Annotated in this window: 18 protein-coding genes; 4 read left to right on the forward strand and 14 right to left on the reverse strand. The window is 68.1% G+C overall.

Going from position 1 to position 19,066, the window contains the following annotated elements:
* Window positions 1-103 precede the first annotated feature (103 nt).
* Together AB0J02_RS33715 and AB0J02_RS33720 are read left to right on the forward strand one after the other, a co-directional pair.
* The gene (locus tag AB0J02_RS33715; RefSeq protein ID WP_363197633.1) at window positions 104-871 is read left to right on the forward strand and encodes an SDR family NAD(P)-dependent oxidoreductase; all 768 of its coding nucleotides are present in this window, start codon (window positions 104-106) and stop codon (window positions 869-871) included.
* Window positions 868-1,638 (forward strand): crotonase/enoyl-CoA hydratase family protein, encoded by a 771-nt coding sequence (locus tag AB0J02_RS33720; RefSeq protein WP_363197634.1) that lies wholly within the window; start codon window positions 868-870, stop codon window positions 1,636-1,638. The genes AB0J02_RS33715 and AB0J02_RS33720 overlap by 4 nt, the downstream gene beginning before the upstream one ends.
* Before the next feature lie 216 nt (window positions 1,639-1,854).
* Here AB0J02_RS33720 and AB0J02_RS33725 read toward each other — a convergent pair whose 3' ends face one another.
* The 4 genes from AB0J02_RS33725 to AB0J02_RS33740 all read right to left on the reverse strand — a co-directional run bounded on the left by AB0J02_RS33725 (window position 1,855) and on the right by AB0J02_RS33740 (window position 5,478).
* The gene (locus AB0J02_RS33725) at window positions 1,855-2,694 is read right to left on the reverse strand and encodes an SDR family NAD(P)-dependent oxidoreductase (RefSeq protein ID WP_363197635.1); all 840 of its coding nucleotides are present in this window, start codon (window positions 2,692-2,694) and stop codon (window positions 1,855-1,857) included.
* Window positions 2,681-3,073, reverse strand: coding sequence for a carboxymuconolactone decarboxylase family protein (locus AB0J02_RS33730; protein ID WP_363197636.1), 393 nt, complete (start codon window positions 3,071-3,073; stop codon window positions 2,681-2,683). Before AB0J02_RS33730 ends, AB0J02_RS33725 begins: the two co-directional genes overlap by 14 nt.
* 83 nt (window positions 3,074-3,156) lie before the next feature.
* Window positions 3,157-4,068, reverse strand: a complete 912-nt coding sequence (locus AB0J02_RS33735; protein ID WP_363197637.1) for a CoA ester lyase — start codon at window positions 4,066-4,068, stop codon at window positions 3,157-3,159.
* Window positions 4,069-4,098: 30 nt separating this feature from the next.
* The gene (locus tag AB0J02_RS33740) at window positions 4,099-5,478 is read right to left on the reverse strand and encodes an LLM class flavin-dependent oxidoreductase (RefSeq protein ID WP_363197638.1); all 1,380 of its coding nucleotides are present in this window, start codon (window positions 5,476-5,478) and stop codon (window positions 4,099-4,101) included.
* 211 nt (window positions 5,479-5,689) lie between these two features.
* On the opposite strand from AB0J02_RS33740, the gene AB0J02_RS33745 reads away from it, so the two are divergent.
* Both AB0J02_RS33745 and AB0J02_RS33750 read left to right on the forward strand, forming a co-directional pair.
* Entirely contained in the window at window positions 5,690-6,886 is a 1,197-nt protein-coding gene (locus AB0J02_RS33745; protein WP_363197639.1) for a CoA transferase, read from the forward strand.
* Between the two features lie 20 nt (window positions 6,887-6,906).
* Window positions 6,907-8,367 (forward strand): aldehyde dehydrogenase family protein, encoded by a 1,461-nt coding sequence (locus tag AB0J02_RS33750; protein WP_363197640.1) that lies wholly within the window; start codon window positions 6,907-6,909, stop codon window positions 8,365-8,367.
* A 58-nt stretch (window positions 8,368-8,425) separates the two neighbouring features.
* Here AB0J02_RS33750 and AB0J02_RS33755 read toward each other — a convergent pair whose 3' ends face one another.
* The 10 genes from AB0J02_RS33755 to AB0J02_RS33800 form a co-directional block, all read right to left on the reverse strand.
* On the reverse strand, window positions 8,426-9,361 hold the full coding sequence (locus AB0J02_RS33755; protein WP_363197641.1) for a cyclase family protein: 936 nt from the start codon (window positions 9,359-9,361) through the stop codon (window positions 8,426-8,428).
* A 9-nt stretch (window positions 9,362-9,370) separates the two neighbouring features.
* On the reverse strand, window positions 9,371-10,300 hold the full coding sequence (locus AB0J02_RS33760; RefSeq protein ID WP_363197642.1) for an SDR family NAD(P)-dependent oxidoreductase: 930 nt from the start codon (window positions 10,298-10,300) through the stop codon (window positions 9,371-9,373).
* A gap of 56 nt (window positions 10,301-10,356) precedes the next feature.
* A complete protein-coding gene (locus AB0J02_RS33765) occupies window positions 10,357-11,973 on the reverse strand; it encodes an NAD(P)/FAD-dependent oxidoreductase (RefSeq protein WP_363197643.1) in 1,617 nt (538 codons plus the stop codon).
* Window positions 11,970-12,917, reverse strand: coding sequence for a hypothetical protein (locus AB0J02_RS33770; protein WP_363197644.1), 948 nt, complete (start codon window positions 12,915-12,917; stop codon window positions 11,970-11,972). The genes AB0J02_RS33765 and AB0J02_RS33770 overlap by 4 nt, the downstream gene beginning before the upstream one ends.
* A gap of 31 nt (window positions 12,918-12,948) precedes the next feature.
* Window positions 12,949-14,190: a cytochrome P450 gene (locus AB0J02_RS33775; protein WP_363197645.1), complete on the reverse strand. Its 1,242-nt coding sequence runs from the start codon at window positions 14,188-14,190 to the stop codon at window positions 12,949-12,951.
* Window positions 14,191-14,211: 21 nt separating this feature from the next.
* Window positions 14,212-14,952 (reverse strand): 3-oxoacyl-ACP reductase family protein, encoded by a 741-nt coding sequence (locus tag AB0J02_RS33780; RefSeq protein ID WP_363197646.1) that lies wholly within the window; start codon window positions 14,950-14,952, stop codon window positions 14,212-14,214.
* A complete protein-coding gene (locus AB0J02_RS33785) occupies window positions 14,949-15,404 on the reverse strand; it encodes a carboxymuconolactone decarboxylase family protein (RefSeq protein WP_363197647.1) in 456 nt (151 codons plus the stop codon). Before AB0J02_RS33785 ends, AB0J02_RS33780 begins: the two co-directional genes overlap by 4 nt.
* The gene (locus AB0J02_RS33790) at window positions 15,401-16,405 is read right to left on the reverse strand and encodes an ABC transporter ATP-binding protein (RefSeq protein ID WP_363197648.1); all 1,005 of its coding nucleotides are present in this window, start codon (window positions 16,403-16,405) and stop codon (window positions 15,401-15,403) included. The genes AB0J02_RS33785 and AB0J02_RS33790 overlap by 4 nt, the downstream gene beginning before the upstream one ends.
* Window positions 16,386-17,405, reverse strand: a complete 1,020-nt coding sequence (locus AB0J02_RS33795; RefSeq protein ID WP_363197649.1) for an ABC transporter ATP-binding protein — start codon at window positions 17,403-17,405, stop codon at window positions 16,386-16,388. The genes AB0J02_RS33790 and AB0J02_RS33795 overlap by 20 nt, the downstream gene beginning before the upstream one ends.
* Before the next feature lie 71 nt (window positions 17,406-17,476).
* Window positions 17,477-19,048, reverse strand: coding sequence for an ABC transporter substrate-binding protein (locus tag AB0J02_RS33800; RefSeq protein WP_363197650.1), 1,572 nt, complete (start codon window positions 19,046-19,048; stop codon window positions 17,477-17,479).
* Window positions 19,049-19,066: the final 18 nt, after the last annotated feature.

A 19,066-nucleotide genomic window follows, 5' to 3' on the forward strand; every position in this document is an offset into this window, starting at 1 on the left:
ATTAGTTACTTGATTCTACTAGGCAGCCCATTCGCTTCCAAGAGCATCGGGGCGAGGCGGGCGTCACCCGGGCCGGGGCGGGCCCGGCGACTGGAGGGGACATATGCGACTGGACGCGATGACAGCACTGGTCACGGGAGGGGCTTCCGGGCTGGGAGCGGCGACGGCACACGCGTTCGCCCGAGCCGGTGCAGACGTCGTCATCACCGACCTTCCGAACTCGGAAGGCAAGGAGATGGCGGCTCGGATCGGGGCGAGGGCGCGCTTCGTACCCGCCGACATCACGGACGGCGACAGCCTCTCCGCGGCCATGGGCGCCGCGAAGGAGGGCGGCCACCTGCGCGCCGTCGTGCACTGCGCGGGACGAGGAGGCGACCGGCTCCGCATCCTGGACAAGGAGGGAAATCCGGCCGGCCTCGACAGTTATCGCGAGGTACTGGAGGTGAACCTGATCGGCAGCTACAACGTGCTGCGACTCGCCGCAGCGGCCATGGCCGACAACCCCGTCCAGGACGGCGACCGCGGCGCCATCGTGCTCACCGCCTCCGCGGCCGCGTTCGAAGGGCAGATCGGCCAGACCTCGTACGCCGCGTCCAAGGGCGGCGTCCATGCCATGACGATCGTGGCGGCCCGGGACCTGGCCCGGTGGGGCATCAGGGTCAACACCATCGCGCCCGGGACCTTCGACACCCCGATGCTGGACCGGCTGCGTCAGGACATCCGCGACAGCATCGCGGCCACCATCCCGCACCCCAAGCGCCTCGGCGACGCGGCGTCGTACGCGGACCTCGCCCTGTCCATCGTGCGCAACTCGTATCTCAACGGTGAGACCATCCGTCTCGACGGAGCGCTGCGGATGGCTCCGCGGTGAGCGCCGCGGACGATGTCCTCGTCGAGGAGCGCGGCCGCGTCCTGGTCGTGACGATCAACCGCCCGAAGCAGAAGAATGCCATGACGCTGGCGGGCTCGGAGATCATCGCCGAGGCGGTCGACCGCCTGGACGGCGAAGCCTCGCTCGCGGCCGCGGTGCTCACGGGAGCGGGGGACGACTTCTGTGCGGGCATGGACCTCAAACGGTTCGCCGCCGGCGAGCGTCCCGCCCTGCCCGGCCGTGGTTTCGGCGGAATGGTGCAGGCGCCCCCGTCGAAGCCGATCATCGCCGCTGTAGAGGGCTGGGCGCTCGGCGGCGGATTCGAACTCGTGCTTGCGTGCGACCTCGTGGTGGCGGGGGAGAGCGCCAGACTCGGCGTGCCCGAGGTGAAGCGCGGCCTGGTGGCCAGAGGCGGCGGAATGATCCGGCTTCCGCAGCGGCTACCGCGCGCTGTCGCTCTGGAGCTGCTGCTCACGGGGGATCCGATCGACGCCGTCCGTGCCGAGAGGCTCGGCCTGGTCAACCGGGTGGTTGCCGACGGCGGCGCCCTCGGTGCTGCCCTTGAACTGGCCGGACGCATCGCGGACAACGCGCCGCTCGCGGTGGCGTGCGCCAAGGCGGTGGCCGATGCCGCGCCCGAGTGGACGCAGGACGAGGCATGGGAGCGTCAAGCGGCCTTCAGCGACCCGGTGTTCGCGTCGGAGGACGCGCGTGAGGGGGCGCGGGCCTTCTCGGAGCGTAGGGTCCCCGTCTGGCTGGGGCGGTAGGGCCGGGGACAGTGCACACGAACCCGGCGGCTGCGCAGGGCGCGGAGCGGCCGGGTACGGCGCCTTCACCGCGCCAAGCATCGGGGAAGGGCGCGCGGCAGTCACGCCGAGGGTGACCACGACGAGCTCGAACCGGCGACAACGCCGGACACCGCCACCCCAGGGGCTAGTGGCGGGAAGGAATCGACTGGTGCACCGCAGGGGCTCGCTGCCGACTCAGCTCGACGTTTCGGCGAGGGCCGCGGTCTGGCGTTCGATGAAAGCGTTCCAGTCCGTGGCCCGGTTGACGAGCACGTCCCGGACCTGCGGGTCGGTGTAGAGCATGAAGGTGTCGTCGAGGACCGCCTCGGCCACCTGCTCGCCCACTACGGCCGGGTCGAGTACGGCGAACTGTTCGCCAGGGCCGCGCGTGCTCACGGTGGGCCCGAAGGCCGGAGGCAACGATGAGGCGATGTTCGTAGCCACGGGTCCGGGGCACAGGACGGTGACGCCGATGCCCTGTGGTTGCAGGTAGAGACGCAGTCCTTCGGAGATCTGCACGACCGCGGCCTTCGACGCCGCATACGGGAGGCGGTCGTAGGCGTAGGTGTACAGACCCGCGAAGGAGGCGGTGTTGACGATGTGGCCGTGCCCCTGCTCGATGAGCAGGGGCAGGAAGGCGGTGTTGCTGCGCACGACCGAGAGGAGGTTGACCGTGAGAACCCGCTCCCACTCCTCGACAGGCAGGTGGTCCGGGCGGCCCCGGGTGAGCACTCCGACGTTGTTCATCACGATGTCGACCGCGCCGAACGCGACGAGCGCGGCCTGCTTCAGTTCGTCGAACGCTGTCGGGCGCGCGACGTTGCAGTGCACGGCGACCGCCGCGCCGCCGGCTTCGGATATCTCGGCGGCGACCGCGCGGGCGCCCTCTTCGTCGATGTCCGCCACGACGATGTGAGCCCCGCGGCGCGCGAGTGAAAGAGCTGTCGAGCGTCCGATGCCGCTGGCGGCACCGGTGATGACAGCGGCCTTGTCCTGCAGTGTCCGCATGGTGCCGCCCTTCTCAGTTCTGGTCATTGGTCCGCTGGTCGAGGACTTCGCGTCCGACGCGGGCGGCTGTCGACGCCGCGGGGAACCCGGCGTAGCCGGAGGCGTGATAGACGACTTCTTCGAGTTCCTCCCGGGTCAGGCCGTTGCGGAGGCCGATCGTGAAGTGGAACCGCAGCTCGTCCTCGGCGCGGAGCGCGATGAGGACGCCGAGCGTGACGAGGCTGCGTGCACGCCGGTCGAGTCCGGGCCTCGTCCACAGCTGCCCGAAGACGTTCTCCAGGCTCAGCTCACCGAGAGCGGCCGCGAACCCTTCGCCGTCGGCGGTGGCTTCCGGGCCGCTGCCGGAGACGACCTCGGGGAGGATCTCCTGAAGCAGGGCCAGGCCCGCGTCGCGTGTCGTGGTCATGGGAGTGCTCCGTTCTCCGTGAGACGGTTCGCAGCGCGCCCGAGGTTCGCCGTCGTGAAAGGGCTGCGCGCCGGATCGCCCGGCTACTTGCCGGACACGGCGGCGTGGTGAGCGAGAACTCGCTCCGCCAGCTTCGCGTGTGCCGCGTCCACCAGTTGACCGTCGACACTGGTCGCGCCTCGTCCGGTCGCCTCGGCGGCGCGGTAGGCGTCGAGTTGGCGGCGTGCCCGCTCCACCTCCGCCGCGGTGGGCCGGAAGACCCGATTGGCGATCTCGATCTGCGACGGGTGGATGGCCCACTTGCCGTCGAACCCCAGGGAGGCAGCGGCGCGAGCGTTCTGCTCGTACCCTTCCGGATCTTCGAAATCGGGGTAGGGGGCATCGATGGCGGCGATCCCTGCCACTCTTGCCGCCGTGAGGACCTGCATGCGGGCGTAGTACCAGAAGTCGCCCGGATAGGGATCGCGGGGCTGGAAGTTGGTGTCGACCCGTGCTTCCTGGGACACCGACAGGTCTCCGGCGCCGAAGATCACGGCGTCGAGTCGTGGACTCGCCGTCGCGATCCGCTCGGCATGGGCGACTCCCTCAGCGCTCTCGATGAGTGTCTCGAGCCGGATCTGCTTCCGCAGTCCGATCCGCTCCTCGATCTGGGTGAGCAGTACGTCGACCCACCAGATGTCGCGCGCGTCGGAGGCCTTGGGGATGATGATGGTGTCGAGGTTCTCGCGGGCGCCTTCTACGACCTCGACGATGTCGGCGTACGCCCACTTCGTGTCGATGCCGTTGATCCGCACCGCCCGGACCGTGGATCCCCAGTCGTGGTCGTTGAGGGCTTTGATCGCCTTGCCGCGTGCTTCGTCGCGCATCGCCGGTGCCACCGCGTCCTCCAGATCCAGGAAGACGAGATCCGCCGCGGAGCCGGCGGCTTTGGAGATCATCTGATCGCTCGTCGCCGGTGTGGCGAGTTCGGAGCGTCGCAACAACTTTGAACCCACTTTTCCTCCTCGGTTGTAGGGGAGCGTGACTCAGGCGCTTTCGCTCTGCTCCTTCAGCGCCAAGGGGTGGGCCGGACGTTCGAGGGCGAGGTTCTCGCGCAGCGTCTTGCCCTCGTACTCGGTCCGCACGAGACCGCGATCACGGAGTTCTGGCACCACCAGGCGCACGAAGTCCTCGAAGGCGCCGGGGAAGTGGGTGGCGGCGATGACGAAGCCGTCGCACGACCGCGCTTCGAACCACTGCTGCATCTGCTCGGCGACCTGCGGCCCGGTGCCCACGAAGCGAGGGCCCTGAAGCAGGGTCGCCCGATGGTTGGCGAGCATGCGCAGGGTCAGCTTGCCGTCGCCGACGTGCCGCCGGATGCCCTGCACGAGTCCACGGATCCCGGAGACCGAATCGATGAGCTCGTCGGTGACGACATCATCCAGTGAATGGCCGGAGAAGTCGTGGTTGGTCACCTCCGAGAGCAGGGTCAACGACGCCATCGGGTGGACCAGTTGGTCGAGGAAGATCGCCTCCTTCTCGCGGGCGATGGCCTCGGTCTCTCCGACGACGGTGTAGACGAGCGGAAGCACCCGGACGGAGTCGGGATCCCGGCCGGCTGCGCCGATCAGCTGCTTCTGCGCCTGGTAGTGCTCGTTGGCCACCTCCTGGCTCGGGTCGCTGGTGAAGATCAGATCCGCCCACTTGGCGGCGAACGCCTGACCTCGACCCGACTGCCCGGCCTGGATGATGACCGGTCGGCCCTGAGGTGTGCGCGGAACGGTCAACGGGCCCCGCACGTTGAAGTACGTCCCATGGTGGTCGACCTCGTGCACCCGGTCCGGATCGGCGAAGACGCCCGTCTCGCGGTTGGCGACGATGGCGTCGTCCTCCCACGAATCCCACAACTTTGCGACGACATCGATGAACTCGTCCGCACGGTCGTAGCGCTGGTCGTGCGCGAGGTGCTCGGTCATACCGAAGTTCTGCGCCTCCGCGTCGTTCACCGATGTCACGACGTTCCACGCGGCTCTTCCGCCACTGAGGTGGTCGAGCGTCGCGAAGGTTCGTGCCACATGGAACGGCTGGAAGTACGTCGTGGAGTAGGTCGCCCCGAGCCCGATGTGCTGGGTCACGCCCGCGACCGCACCCAGCACCGTGCTCAGGTCCAGCTTCACGGGGCGGGCCCCGTAGCGGACCGCTTCTGACGGCGAGTCGCCATAGCTCGTCGGCATCGCCAGGCGGTCGTCGAAGAACATCAGGTCGAAGGTGCCCTCCTCCAGGACTCGGGCGATGCGCTGGTAGTAGCGCACGTCCAGGAAGTCCGCTGCCGCGCTGGGATAGCGCCATGAACCGGAGTACACCGACACGTTGGAAGCCTGGAGGAACGCGACGAGGGTCATCTGTTCCTGGCGCGCTGCGGTCAACGGAGCCTCCCGGGAGTTGTGAACTTCAAGAGCCGTGCCACGGCTGGGAGTTCGAGTGGAGTCTGCGATGGCGGCGAGGTGGCCGGAGCTGCGTCGACCTTGTCGTCGCTTCTGCGTGCACGCTACCATCAAATCAGCTAACTCTTTGTACTTCGTTTTCGGAATGCTGCCGTATGACGCATGCACCACCAGGAAGGCAGGGAACGCCACCATGAGCCGAGGTCCACTGGCCGGTCTCCGCGTCATCGACGCCGCAACTCTCGCTGCCGGGCCGCTGATCGCGACGTGGCTCGGTGAACACGGAGCCGAAGTGATCAAGGTGGAACAGCCGGACGGAGGTGACCCGCTCAGGCAGTGGGGAGCCCAGAAGGATGGCGTCGGTCTGATGTGGAAGAGCATCGGACGGAACAAGAAGAGCGTCACTCTCAACCTGCGTCGCGAGGCCGGCCAGAGCCTCCTGCGGGACATGGCCGGACAGGCGGACGTGATCGTCCTCAACCTGCGGCCGTCAACCCTGCAGAAATGGGGCCTGGACTACGAGAGTCTGGCTGCGATCAACCCCCGCCTGGTGATGGTGCATGTGACCGGATTCGGAGCGGGCGGGCCGAAGTCCGACCGCCCGGGGTTCGGCACCCTCGGAGAGGCGATGAGCGGATTCGCTCACCTCACGGGCAGTCCGGACGGGCCTCCGACGCTGCCGTCGTTCATGCTCGCGGACGGCGTTGCGGGGCTGACCGCCACCTACGCGGTGATGATGGCCCTCTACCACCGCGATGTGCACGGCGCCGAGGGCCAGTTGATCGATGTGAACCTGATCGAGCCGCTGGCCCGGCTTCTGGAGCAGTCGGTGCTGACCTACGACCAGTTGGGTACGGCCCCGAACCGGACCGGCAACCGCTGGGACATCAGCGCCCCGCGCAACGTTTACCTCACCAAGGACGGGCACTGGCTGGCCATGTCCGGCAGCGCCCCCACGATCGCCAAGCGAGCCCTGGAAGCGGTGGGACGGCCGGAGCTGACCACAGACCCCCGCTTCGCCGAGGCGCAACAGCGCCTCAAGAACGCCACCGAGATCGACACGATCATGGCGGACTGGATCAGCGCCCGCACCCTGGACGAGGCGATGGCCGTCTTCGAGGCGGCGAACGTCGCGGCGGCTCCCGTGTACGACGCGGCACAACTCCTGGCCGACCCCCATCTGTCGGCCAGAGATGCCTACGTGTCTCTCCCGGACAGCGAACTCGGCGCTATGCGGGTGCAGTCACCCGTGCCCAGGTTCTCGGACACCCCGGGAAGCATCGGTCACCTGGGCCCCGTACTGGGTGAGCACAACGAGGAGATCTACGGGCAATGGCTCGGGATCGACCAGGCAGGGCGCCGGGACCTGCGTTCTCAAGGTGTGATCTGACCACGCAATCGGAAGGCGTCATGAGCCGACTCAGCCCGGAAACACTGAAAGCGAAGCAGACGATCGCCGCGTCCCTCATCGACGGAAGGACGGTCGGGACGAGCGAGGTGTACGAGAACATCGACCCGTCGACTGGCCGGTCACTGGGCGACGTGTCGAGGGCCGGCGCCGAACAGGTCGACGAGGCCGTCGCGACGGCCCGCACCGCGCAGCGCAGCTGGCGCACGACCACCCCGGAACACCGTGCCGACCTGCTGTGCCGCCTCGCCGACCTCATCGACGCGCAGGCTGAGGAACTGGCCCGACTGGAGAGCGAGGACTCGGGCAAGCCGCTCTCCCAGGCACGCAACGACGCACACGTGTGTGCCCGGTATTTCCGCTTCTACGGCCGTGCGATCGACTCCTACTACGGCCTGAGCATTCCCCTCCGACCGGACCTGCACGTCTACACCAGGCGCGAGCCGCACGGGGTGACGGGCCACATCATTGCCTGGAACTACCCGCTCCAACTCTTCGCCCGGAGAGTCGCCCCGGCCCTGGCGACGGGCAACTCCGCAGTGGTCAAGCCGGCCGACGAGACCCCTCGCACCGCGCTCGCCGTGGCCCGGCTCGCGATCGAGGCAGGGCTGCCTCCTGGCGTGCTCAACGTGGTGACCGGGCTCGGCTCCGAAGCCGGTGCCGCGCTCGCCGCCCACCCGGGGATCGACCATCTCGGCTTCGTCGGTTCGACCCGCGTCGGCAGTCTTGTTGCCGCGGCCGCTGCCGAACGCGTCGCCCCGGTCACCCTGGAACTCGGCGGCAAGTCGGCGCATGTCGTGTTCGCCGACGCGGACGTGGAGAAGGCCGCCCGCACAGCGGCGCAGGCGATCCTGCAGAACGCGGGCCAGACCTGCTCGGCCGGGTCCCGAGTCCTCGTCCACGAAAGCGTGCACGCCGAGGTGGTGGAGCGGATCGCCGCCCACTTCGCCAAGGTCACGATCGGGCCCGGCACCACCGACCCCGACCTCGGCCCTCTGGTCTCGCGCAGGCAGCAGGAACGGGTGCGCGGATATGTCGAGGGCGTCGACAGCGGTGAGATCGTGTTCGGCGGCACCGTCGCCGAGCCGGCGGGCATCACCGAGGGCGCGTTCTTCACACCGACACTGATCGACGGCGTGGATCCCGCCGCGCCCATCGCGCAGGAGGAAGTGTTCGGCCCCGTGCTCACCACCATGCAGTTCTCCACGGAGGAGGAGGCGGTGGCGCTCGCGAACGGCACCGCTTACGCGCTCCTCGGGGCGGTGTGGACCTCGGATCTGAGCAGGGCGCACCGGATCGCCGCCGAGGTCGAGGCTGGCCAGGTCTACGTGAACACCTATGGCGCGGGCGGCGGTGTGGAGCTGCCGTTCGGCGGTTCCAGGAAGTCCGGGTACGGGCGGGAGAAGGGCGTGGAGGCACTGGACAGCTGCACGGCGACGAAGACGGTCGTCGTGCAGCTGTGAACTGAACGCGACTGAGAGGGCCGGCGTCCGATGGCGCCGGCCCCCTCAGTCGTCGGTTCTACTTCAGCACGATCGGAGTGATCGGCGACCCGGTCGACCCGGTCACCTTCAGGCCAGGTCCGCAGAAGAGGAACTCCCAGACGCCGTCGGCCTCGCAGTCGGCCGCCAGGTCCTCCAGGTTGAACATCTCGCCGAGCGTCAGGCCCATGTCGCGGATCACGACTTGGTGGAAGGGGATGGTGACACCCTCGATGGGGCTCGGCCACACCTCACCGGAGTGGTTGTCCAATGCGAGTGCCGCGACCTCACGCTCGTACAGCCACTCACACGTGTCGAGGCAGGGGCCGGGCGCGTTGCCGAGGAAGTGCTCACGGTCGCCTTCCAGGAACCACTGGTACGACCCGGTCCGCAGGAGCACGATGTCGCCGGACTCCACGCGGACGCCCTGGCGTTCCTCGGCCGCGACCAGATCGGCCTCGGTGATCTCGTACGAGTCCTCCAGCCGGTCCACGCCCTTGAGACGCGCGATGTCGAGCAGGACTCCACGAGAGATGAGCCGCTCCACCGCCTTGTGGAACGAATTGCGGCTGGCGCCGGTGAAGTTGTTCACGGCAGCCGCGGGCACGTTGTTGTAGAACCGCCCGCCGTAGCCCGCGTGGGCGAGACCGTCCCACTGTGTCGCGGCCTGCAGACCGGTGACGATCATGTCGTCGGCGGAGATCAGGCCGTCCGGGGTCATCGCCGTGTCCGACGGCAGCAGGGTCATGATGTGCAGCGGGTTGTTGCGGAAGCCCCCGCTCTTGAACGGGCCGTTCTGGTCGAACGGCATCCCCAGGTCGAACGATTTGCCTGTGCGGACCAGCTGTGCGGCCTCGACGCGCTTCTGCGGGGTGACGAAGTTCAGGGTGCCGATCTCGTCGTCGTCACCCCAACGCCCCCAGTTGTTGAGCTTCTTGCCGAGTTCGTGGTGCGGCCAGATCTTTTCTTCAGTCACGTCTGCTCCTCAGCGGTGGGCCATGTAGCGGCTCACGCAGTCCATGAGATGTGCGGGCACGTAGTAGCCGGGGTGATCCTTGATCCGCTCCAGGTTCTCGACGACCTCCTCGATCGACGCCGGGAGCGGATCGGGTTGCACGTAGCCCTCGGTGATCCCGACGAAGAGGTGCGCGAAGCGTCCGCCCCCCGCGAGGAAGACCTCACCGCTGACATCGCACACCTCGTGGGACAGATAGGCGGCCATCGGCGCCACCAACGCGGGGTCCATCGCGCCGCCGGTGGAGTCGTGCCCCTGCGCCCGTAGGCTGTCCATGCCTTCGGAGGGGCCGCCCGCCAGCCGGGTCATGGCGTTGGGCGCGATGACGTTGACCTTGATGTCGTGGTCGCCGACGGACGCGGTCATGCTGCGGGCCATGCCGATCATGGCGGCCTTGGCCGTGGCGTAGCCGAGGTTGTCCGGGAGCCCGAACATGCCGATCGACCCGGTGAGCACGATCCTCCCGTAGTCCTGATCGAGCATGTGCGGCCAGGCGGCGCGACTGGTGTGGAACGCGCCGCGGACATGCACGTCCAAAAGGCTGTCGAAGTCCTCCACGCTGATGTCGGGAAGCCCGGCGAAGCGCGTGTTGCCCGCGTTGTTGACGACGACATCGACGTGGCCGAAGGCCTCCACCGCGGCCTCCACCGGGCGCCGGCCGCCCTCGGCGGTGGAGACATCGCTCGTGTCGGCGATCGCGATGCCGCCCGTGGCCTCGATCTCCGCGACGACCTCGTGCGCCGGACCGGAGTCCTGCCCGAACCCATCGGTCGAGCCGCCGAGGTCATTGACCACGACCTTCGCTCCGAGTCCGGCGAGCAGGTGGGCGTAGGCGCGGCCGATGCCCCGTCCGGCGCCGGTGACCACCACGACGCGATCGTCGAATCTGTATTTGGGCATGGCTGTGTCGTCCCTTCGGGTTGGTCGGTTCGTGGTGGTGGGTCAGCGCCGACGGGTCACGTGAAGAAGCCTGCGTACGTCGACTGCAGGACCTCGCCCATCGCTTCGCGCAGCTTCGGACGGCCACCGGGGTTGAGCAGGAAACTGCGGGGCTTGCCCGCGATGTTCGCCCCGAAGAAGTAGCTGTGCTCGCCGAACGAGGAATACACGGCCAGCTCGGCGACCATCCGGGTCCACTTCTCCTCCGCTTCGGCCGGCACCTCCATGGACCGGTGGCCGTGGTCACGCATGTACTCCATGGCCGCGGCGACGAAGTTCACCTGGTCCTCGGCGTACCGCGGATTGTTGCCCGCGGCTCCGTGTGGGCCGCCCGGGAAGAAGAGGTTCGGGAAGCCGTGAGCCATCACCCCCAGGGAGGTACGCGGACCGTCCGCCCAGTAGTCCTCCAGCGCCAGGCCGTCGCGTCCCCGGATGCCCATCCGGGTGAGCGCGCCGGTGCCGAAGTCGAAGCCCGACGCCCAGACGATGACGTCGAACTCGCGCAGGCCCTCGCCGGTCCTGATCCCGGTCTTGGTCACCTGAAGCATCGGAGTCTGCCGGAGGTCGACGAGGCTGACCTTCGGATTGTTGTACGCCTCGTAGTAGCCGGTGACGAACGGGGGCCGTTTGCCCGCCCAACCGTGGTTGTCCGGGATGAGTCGCTCGGCCGTCGCCGGGTCGTCGACCAAGGAGCGGATCTTCTCCGCCATGAAAGCGCACCAGTCCGCGTTCACCGCCTGGTCGGTGAGCATGTCGGCGTAGTGACTGATCACCTTGGCGAAGCCGGGGCTCTGCCACATCTTCTCGTAGAACGCCCAGCGTTCCTGCCGCGAGTCGTCGAACGCGCGCCGGTCGAGACGCTCGTGCAGGAACCCGCTCACCGACTCGTCGAGGGCGTCTCGCAGCTCCGTGAAGTGGACCAGCAACTCGTCCTGTCGGGCGTCCGTGATCGGCTCATTGTTGAGCGGGGTGCACCAGTTCGGGGTGCGTTGGTACACCGTCAAGGAGGCGACTTCGGGGACGATCTCCGGAATCACCTGGACGCCGCTCGCGCCGGTTCCCACGACCGCGACCCGCTTGCCGCGGAAGTCGACCGGCTCGTGCGGCCACAGGCCCGTGTGGTGTGCGACGCCTTCGAAGTCCTCACGGCCCGGAACGGGCGGATACACCGGAATGGAGAGCACGCCCGTCGCCGACACCAGGAAACGTGTCCGCAGTTCCGTGCCGTCGTCTGCTCGCACCAGCCAGGTGGCCGAAGCGCTGTCGTAGACGGCGGAGGTCACACGGGCGCCGAACCGGATGTGCGGGCGCAGGCCCAGCTGGTCGACGGCGTAGTTGAAGTAGCCCTCGTTCTCCGGCTGCCCGGCGAACCTCTCGCGCCACTTCCACCCCTCGAAGAGCTCCTTCGAGAACAGATAGCCGTACGTGTAGCTCTCGGAGTCCAGCCGTGCGCCCGGGTAACGGTTCCAGAACCACACCCCGCCGACGCCGTCGCCGGCCTCCAGCAACTGCACCGAGAAACCGGCCTTCTTGGCCTCGTAGAGCTGATGGATGCCGGTCACACCCGCGCCGATCACCAGCACATCGACATCGATATCGGTCCCGGCCTTGAGTCCGGGTTCCGTCGCGCTCATGCGGCATCGCGGGGGTCGCCGGGCGTCAGCCGGGTGGTGAAGCCCCAGGGAATGCCGAGTGCGTTCTCCGGCTCGGCGATGAGCGCGTCGTCCGTGCGGGTGCGGACACCCACACCCTGAGCCTGGAGGTGATGTGCCACCCGGTCGAGGTCGGCGACCTTCCACGTGATCGAGTGATACGTGTCGTCGGGCGCCTTCAGGGCCCAGTCGGCGTGGGCGGCTGTGCCCTCGTCGGGTACCGCGTATTCGAAGACGGCGTCGGACAGGTGGACGTACGTGCTGTCGGCACCGAGGACCTCGTTGCGCCCCTGGTGGACGACGCGCCCGCCCAGGGCGTCGACCACGACGCGCAGGGCCCGGTCGACCCGATCGGTGAGGACCGTGTGGTGGGAGCACCGCTCGATGCCCAGCGGATCGTCCGCCGACACGGGCGGCAGCTCCCAGCCCTCGGACAGCCGGTGGTCGAGGGGGAAGGGGATCTGCGGAAGGAACTCGTAACGCAGCCCGGCGTCCTCGGGGACGGTGAAGAAGATGGGCATCGGTGAGCCGGGCGCGGTGGGCGGATCGTTGCCCTCGGCCGGCTCGTCGAGCTGCCCGACCATCCCGACGCCCGCGTTCCTCAGCGCGCGGTACGCCTCCGCGACGCCGTCGACGTACCAGCCGAACCCTTTGAGGTGCGGGGTGTCGACCGACGCGTAGCGCTGGATCCCGTTCAGGACGTAACGCTTGGGGTCGATCGTGTCGAAGAGGACGTCGTTGATCGGCGTGAACGTCGAGTAGTCGGTCGGATAGCCCTTGCTCGCAGGGGCGTTCTTCGTCATCTCCGCCATGGGATGGCTGCGGCGGCCGAAGACGCGCTCGAACCAGGCCTCCGCCTCGCGCAGGTCGGTCACGTGATGGCTGGGGTGGTACAGCCGCGTCACGCGGAAACCAGTGTCAGACATGTGTCTCTCCGTTTTCGGGTGTGGCCACGTGTCACCAGGCGATGGGCAGGCGGTAGATGCCGTACGCCTGGGAGTCCTCCTTGAACGTCAGGTCGTCCAGGTCGGCGGCCAGGCGCAGCGTCGGAATGCGGCGGAAGAGGGTGCTGAACACCACCTGCAGTTCGATGCGGGCCAACTGCTGCCCGACGCACTGGTGGGGTCCCCAGCCGAACGCGAGGTGGTGGGAGGCGGACCGGGCGAGGTCGAGCGAGTCCGGCTCGCTGAAGGCCGCCGGGTCCCAGTTCGCCGCGGGCAGGCTGGCGATGACTCCTTCTCCGGCGCGTATCGTCTCGCCCTCGAACTCGAAGTCCTCGACCACTGCTCGGCGCGCCAGCAGGTGCGGGAGCGTGAGGTAGCGCAGCAGCTCCTCGACGGCCTTGGCCATGTACGCGTCGTCCCCGGAGCGCTCACGGAGGGCGGCGAGCTGCTCCGGGTGCTGCATGAGCAGCGCCGTGCTCAGCGTGATCATGTTCGCACTTGTGTCGTGGCCCGCGACGAGGAGGATGTGACCGAGCGGCGCGGCCTCCTCCATGGTGAGGTCGCCCGCCTTGATGCGTTCGCCCAGGTCCGAGAGAACGTCCTCGCCCGGGGTATCCATCTTCTTCTTGATGAGGTCCGAGATGTACTTGCGCAGGGTCGCTGTGGTGGCCGCGTTCTCCTCGGGCCGCCTGTTCACCGCGTTGGTGATCGTCGCGTGCTCCTGGAAGAACTCGTGGTCCTCGTACGGGACGCCGAGCAGCTCGCAGATCATCAGCGAAGGAAGCGGCAGGGACAGGGCCTCGTTGAGCTCGGTCGGGTTGGGACCCGTGAGCATCTTGTCGATGAGGTCGTCGGTGATCTGCTGGATGGCCGGCCGCAGGATCTCCATCCGGCGCCGCGTGAACGAACTGGTCAGCATGCGGCGCCAGCGGGCGTGTTCGGGGCCGTCCGTGTTGTTGATCGACGGCTGCATCTCCGCCGCGTGCACCTTCATCGCCTCGGTGGTGTGCGGGTAGCCCGGAGCGCCGATGTTCGCGCTGAGGCGCTGGTCACTGAGGAGGGCGCGCTGGGTGGCGTGCGTGAGGGCTAGCCACGGCGTGGTGCCGTCCCACGACCGTACGCGGACGAGCGGCTTGCCCTCGTCCTGGAGCTTGAGCAGATCCGGTGGGGGAGCGAAGGGACACGTACGGGACCGGGGCGCGGGGAAGCGCGGCAATTCCTCGGTCGTGTCGGTGTCGTGCTTGGATTCACTCATGGTCTTCCTTTCCCAGGTGGCTCACACGAAGTAGCGGCCGCCATTGACGCTGAGGGTCTGCCCCGTCACGTACGCCGCTTCGTCGGACGCCAGGTAGGCGACGGCGTGGGCGATTTCCTCCGGCCGACCGGCGCGCTTCATCGGCATGGTCGCGGCGACCGCGGCCGGGTCGAAGCCCTGCCGGAGCAGCGGAGTGTCGACGAAGCCGGGCGGGACGTTGTTGACGGTGATGCCCTTGTCGGCGAACTCGGTGGCGAGCGCCTTGGTGAGCCCGATGACGCCGCCCTTGGACGCCGCGTAGTGGGCGAGGGCCGGGGCGCCGGTCTGCGCCGACGACGAGGAGATGTTGATGATGCGGCCGTGTCCCGCGGCCAGCATCTCGGGGACGAACGCCTTCGTCACCAGGAACGGGCCCTTGAGGTTGATCTGGATCATCCGGTCCCAGGACTCTTCCGTCAGGTCCGTGAACGGCGCGTAGTTGGTGATGCCCGCGTTGTTCACCAGGATGCCGACCGAGCCCAGCTCCGCACGCGTTCGCTCCGCCGCAGCGGTGATCTGTTCGGGATCCGAGGCGTCGCAGCCCACTGCGATGGCTGTGTGCCCGGCGCTCTTGATCGTCTCGGCGGTCTCCTGCGCTCCGGTGGCGTCGAGGTCCCACACGGCCACGGCGGCGCCGCGCTCGGCGAGCACGATGGCCGTCGCCCGCCCGATGCCTCGGCCGCCTCCGGTGACGACTGCGGTTCTCCCATTGAGCAGCATCATGATTCCCCTTGCACTCGTGCTTGTGTCTCGTCGGGAAGGTCGTCGAGCACCTGCCGGGCCGCCTTGGCGGCGGCCATGGACCGGGGGAATCCCGCGTATCCCGCGGCATGACAGATGACTTCGGTGATCTCGTGCTTGGTGAGCCCGTTGTTCAGCGCTATCCGCACATGACTCGTGAACTCGGTCTCGGCGCCGAGAGCGATCAGGATGCCCAGGGTGACCAGACTTCGGTCCCGTCGCCCGAGGCCCTCGCGCGCCCACAGGGTCGCCCAGACGTTCACGAGGCCGAGCTCGATGACGGCGGCGTCGGGAGCGTCCGGTGGCGGAGCCGTGGAGGCGCCGGCTGGGCGGCCCGGGGCCGCGATGGCCAGCATCGTCTCCAGTCCCAATGCGCGCAGTGTGGCTTCTGTGGGCGGCTCGGCAGAGGCGTGCTGATCATTGACGGCGTTCATTGCGGGGCACCTTCCTTGAGTGGGAAGTGGCACGCGACATGCTGTCCGGGCCGTACTTCGCGCACTTGCGGTTCTGTGGTGGCGCACGCGCCCTGCGCGATCGGGCATCGTGTTCTGAAGCGACAGCCCGAGGGCGGCGACAGGGGAGAGGGAATGTCCCCGGCCAGTGCGGGTCCGGCGAAGCCCCGCTCGGTGTCGATGAGTGGAACGGAGTCGAGCAGAGCGCGCGTGTACGGGTGAGCGGGACGCCGGTAGAGCAGATCCGCGTCCCCGAATTCGCAGACCTTGCCGAGGTACATGACGAGTACGTCATCACTGACGGCCCGCACCACCCCGAGGTCATGAGCGATGAACACCACGGTCAGTTCGTGGGTGGACTTGATCTCCTCCAGCAGGTTGAGCGTCTGCGCCTGCACGGAGACGTCGAGGGCGGACACCGGTTCGTCGCAGATCAGCAGCTTGGGGCCCAGGGCCAAAGCGCGCGCGATGGCGACACGTTGTGCCTGACCTCCCGAGAGCTGGCGTGGTGTCACCTCAGCGAACCGGTCGTATTCCAGTCCCACTTGGGCCAAGGCCGCCCTTACCTTCGACCCACGCTCCGCCCGCGGCATTCCCGCGACGGCCAGGCCCTCCGCGACGAGGTCCTTCACCGCCCGCCGCGGGTTCAGCGACGCCACCGGATCCTGGAAGACCATCTGCATGTGGCGTCGCAACGCGCGCAGCCGCGCCCCGCCCACGTTGTCGATCCGGTCCCCGTCGAAGGTGATGGTCCCGCGGGAGGCATGGTCGAGCCGCAACACGGCCCGGCCCGTCGTGGACTTCCCACACCCTGATTCGCCCACGATGCCCAGGGTTTCGCCGGGCAGCACGTCGAAGCTGATCCCCGAGACTGCCTGAACGACGCCGCCGTCTGTGTGATGTTCGACGGTCAGGTCCCGTACCGACAACAGGGCCTTGTCACCGCGAAGATGTGTGGTTCCGCTACCGGCCAACGCGATCACCTCCCGCCGCCGTGCCCGGTACGGACACGGGGACGCAGCAGGAGACCTGGTGATCCTGCGCCAGCGGGGTCATCTCCGGCCCGGGCTCCGTGCACGAGGCCTGTGCCGACGAGCAGCGCGGCGCGAAGCGGCAGCCGTCCGGCGGGGCCACCGGGTCCGGCAACGTTCCGGTGATGAGGCGCAGTGGTGTGTGCCGCTCGTGGTCGAGGGTCGGCACGGCCCCGAGCAGCGCGTGCGTGTACGGGTGGCGTGGCGCCGCGAACACGGTGTCGGTGGACCCGACTTCGGCGAGGCGCCCCGCGTACATCACCGCGGTGCGGTCCGTTCGGCCCGCGACGACCGCGAGGTCGTGGCTGATCAGCATCAGCGCGGTGCCCCGGTCCTGTTGCAGGCGGCGCAGCAGATCCAGGATCTGGCGCTGCACCGTCACGTCGAGTGCTGTGGTCGGCTCGTCGGCGATGACGAGGTCGGGACGGCAGGCCAGCGCGATCGCGATCATCACGCGCTGACGCATGCCGCCGGACAGCTCGTGCGGATAGCACCGCAGCCGCCGCTCGGGATCGGGTACGCCCACCTCTGTCAGCAGCTCCAGCGCACGCGACCGAGCTTCCGAACGACTGATGCCCAGGTGGCGGCGCATGCCCTCGGTGAGCTGGCGTTCCACCCTTACGACGGGGTTGAGCGAGCGCCCGGGATCCTGGAAGACCATGGAGATGCGGCTGCCCCAGATCTTCGCGCGCTCCCTGCGGCTGAGCGCCAGCAGGTTCTGTCCCTGGAAGATGATCTCGCCGTCACAACCGGAGCGGCCGGGCAGCATGCCCATGATGGCTTTCGCCATCACGGACTTGCCGGAGCCGGACTCGCCCACGACCCCCAGTGCCTGCGCGGGGCCGATCGTCAGCGAGACGTCGTCGACCGCCCGGACGACGCCGCGCGACGTTCCGATATGGGCGCGCAGGTTCCGTACCTCGAGAACGGGTGCTCGTGCCGTGTGGGGCATGTCCTGCCACGACCTCTCAGCCACTGGGAACTGTGGGTGAACGGGATTTTCTGGGGAGTCGGCGGATCAGCTCACTTCTTGACCCACAGCTCCTCGGGGAGCAGCGAGCTGAATCCGTACTGCGTCATGCCGCCGACGTTCTTCTTGGCGATCGCCCCACCGCCGGTGCGGATGATCCACAGCATCGGGTGCAGCGCCGTCAGTCGCTTCTGGACCTGTTCATAGGCGGCCTTGCGGTCCTCGACGCTGGTCGCCGTGCGTCCGGTGAGCAGGGCCGCGTCGAGCTTCTTGTCCGCCACGCCGCTCATGTTGGTCGGCTCGTCGCTGTGGAACGCGGTCCACAGGCGGGGCTCAGGATCACGGAAGGCGGCCGAGGTGACAGCGGCGTCGAAATGGTGCGTGGTCTGCAGGGTCAGGAACTCCGAGAAGTCGACGACCTTGATTTTGACGCTGACGTTGTCGAACTTGCTGAGCTGGGCCTGGAACGCCTCGCCCAGGGCCCGGTTCTCCGTCGCCGAGGTGGTCGTGAAGGTGAAGGAGACGCGCTTGCCGTCCTTTGCGAGCTCGTCGAAGAGCCGCTGGGCCTCGGTCTTGTCCGGACTGCTTGCCGGGATGTCGGCGTAGAGCGGCGAGGACTTGTCGAAGAGTGTGGTGACGGGGCTGGCATCACCCTCGAACACCGAGTCGTTGAGGGAGTTCATGTCGATCGCCGCCGCCACGGCCGCACGGGCGCGCACGTCGTTGAAGGGGGCCTTGCGGGTGTTCAACGCGAGGTACGTGCCGCCGCTGAGCGGCAGCGCGTTGGTCGGAAGGCCGGCCTCCTTGGCCTTCTGGAGGTTCTGCATGTTGGTCTCGATCGCCAGGTCGGCGCCCCCGCTCGTCATAGTGTTGATGCGTTGCGCCGAGTCGAGGGAGACACGCAGCGTCAGACTGTCCAGATACGGCTTGGGGGAGTCCCAGTACTTCGGGTTCTTGGTCAGCTGCATCGACGACTGACGGCGCCACTCCTTCAAGGTGTAGGGACCGGCTCCTACGGGTTTGGAGTCGAACGACTTGGCGCCCTTCTTCAGAGCGGCCGGTGACGCGATCCAGTTCAGCGACGACGTCACGACGGACTGAGCGAACTGCGCGACAGGCTGCGCCATGGTGACCAGCAGCGTGGTGTCGTCAAGGGCTTTGGTGGAGGCGACCATGGAGGCGTCGGAGAGATAGGGCGACGCGGTGGCCGGCTTGCGCATCCGGTCCCAGTTGTACTTGACGGCTGCCGCGTCCAGCGGGTTGCCGTCGGTGAACTTCAGCCCGTCACGCAGCTTCAGCTCGAAGGTCTTGCCACCGTCCTTGGTGTCGAACGACTCCGCCATCGAAGGACGAATCTTCCCGGACGAGGGCGCGTCCACGAGCAGCGTTCCGTAGAGGGCGTTGCCCACGATCCCGCCGCTGGCGAAGTTGTTGCCCATCCTCGCCGGGTCGAGCGTCTGTGAGTCACTGGGCGTGAGCACGGTGGCCGCACCACCGACCACCGGCTTGCCCGACGCGCCCTTCGACGCCGTGGTGTCGGTCCCTCCGCCGCCCCCGCAGGAGCTGAGCAGGAGCGCTGCCGCGGTGGCGATCCCTGTCGCCAAGTAGCGCCTCTTGCAGATCATCGTTGACCTCTCAAAGGG

This window comes from Streptomyces sp. NPDC050264 (genome assembly GCF_040655895.1).
Classification (GTDB): domain Bacteria; phylum Actinomycetota; class Actinomycetes; order Streptomycetales; family Streptomycetaceae; genus Streptomyces.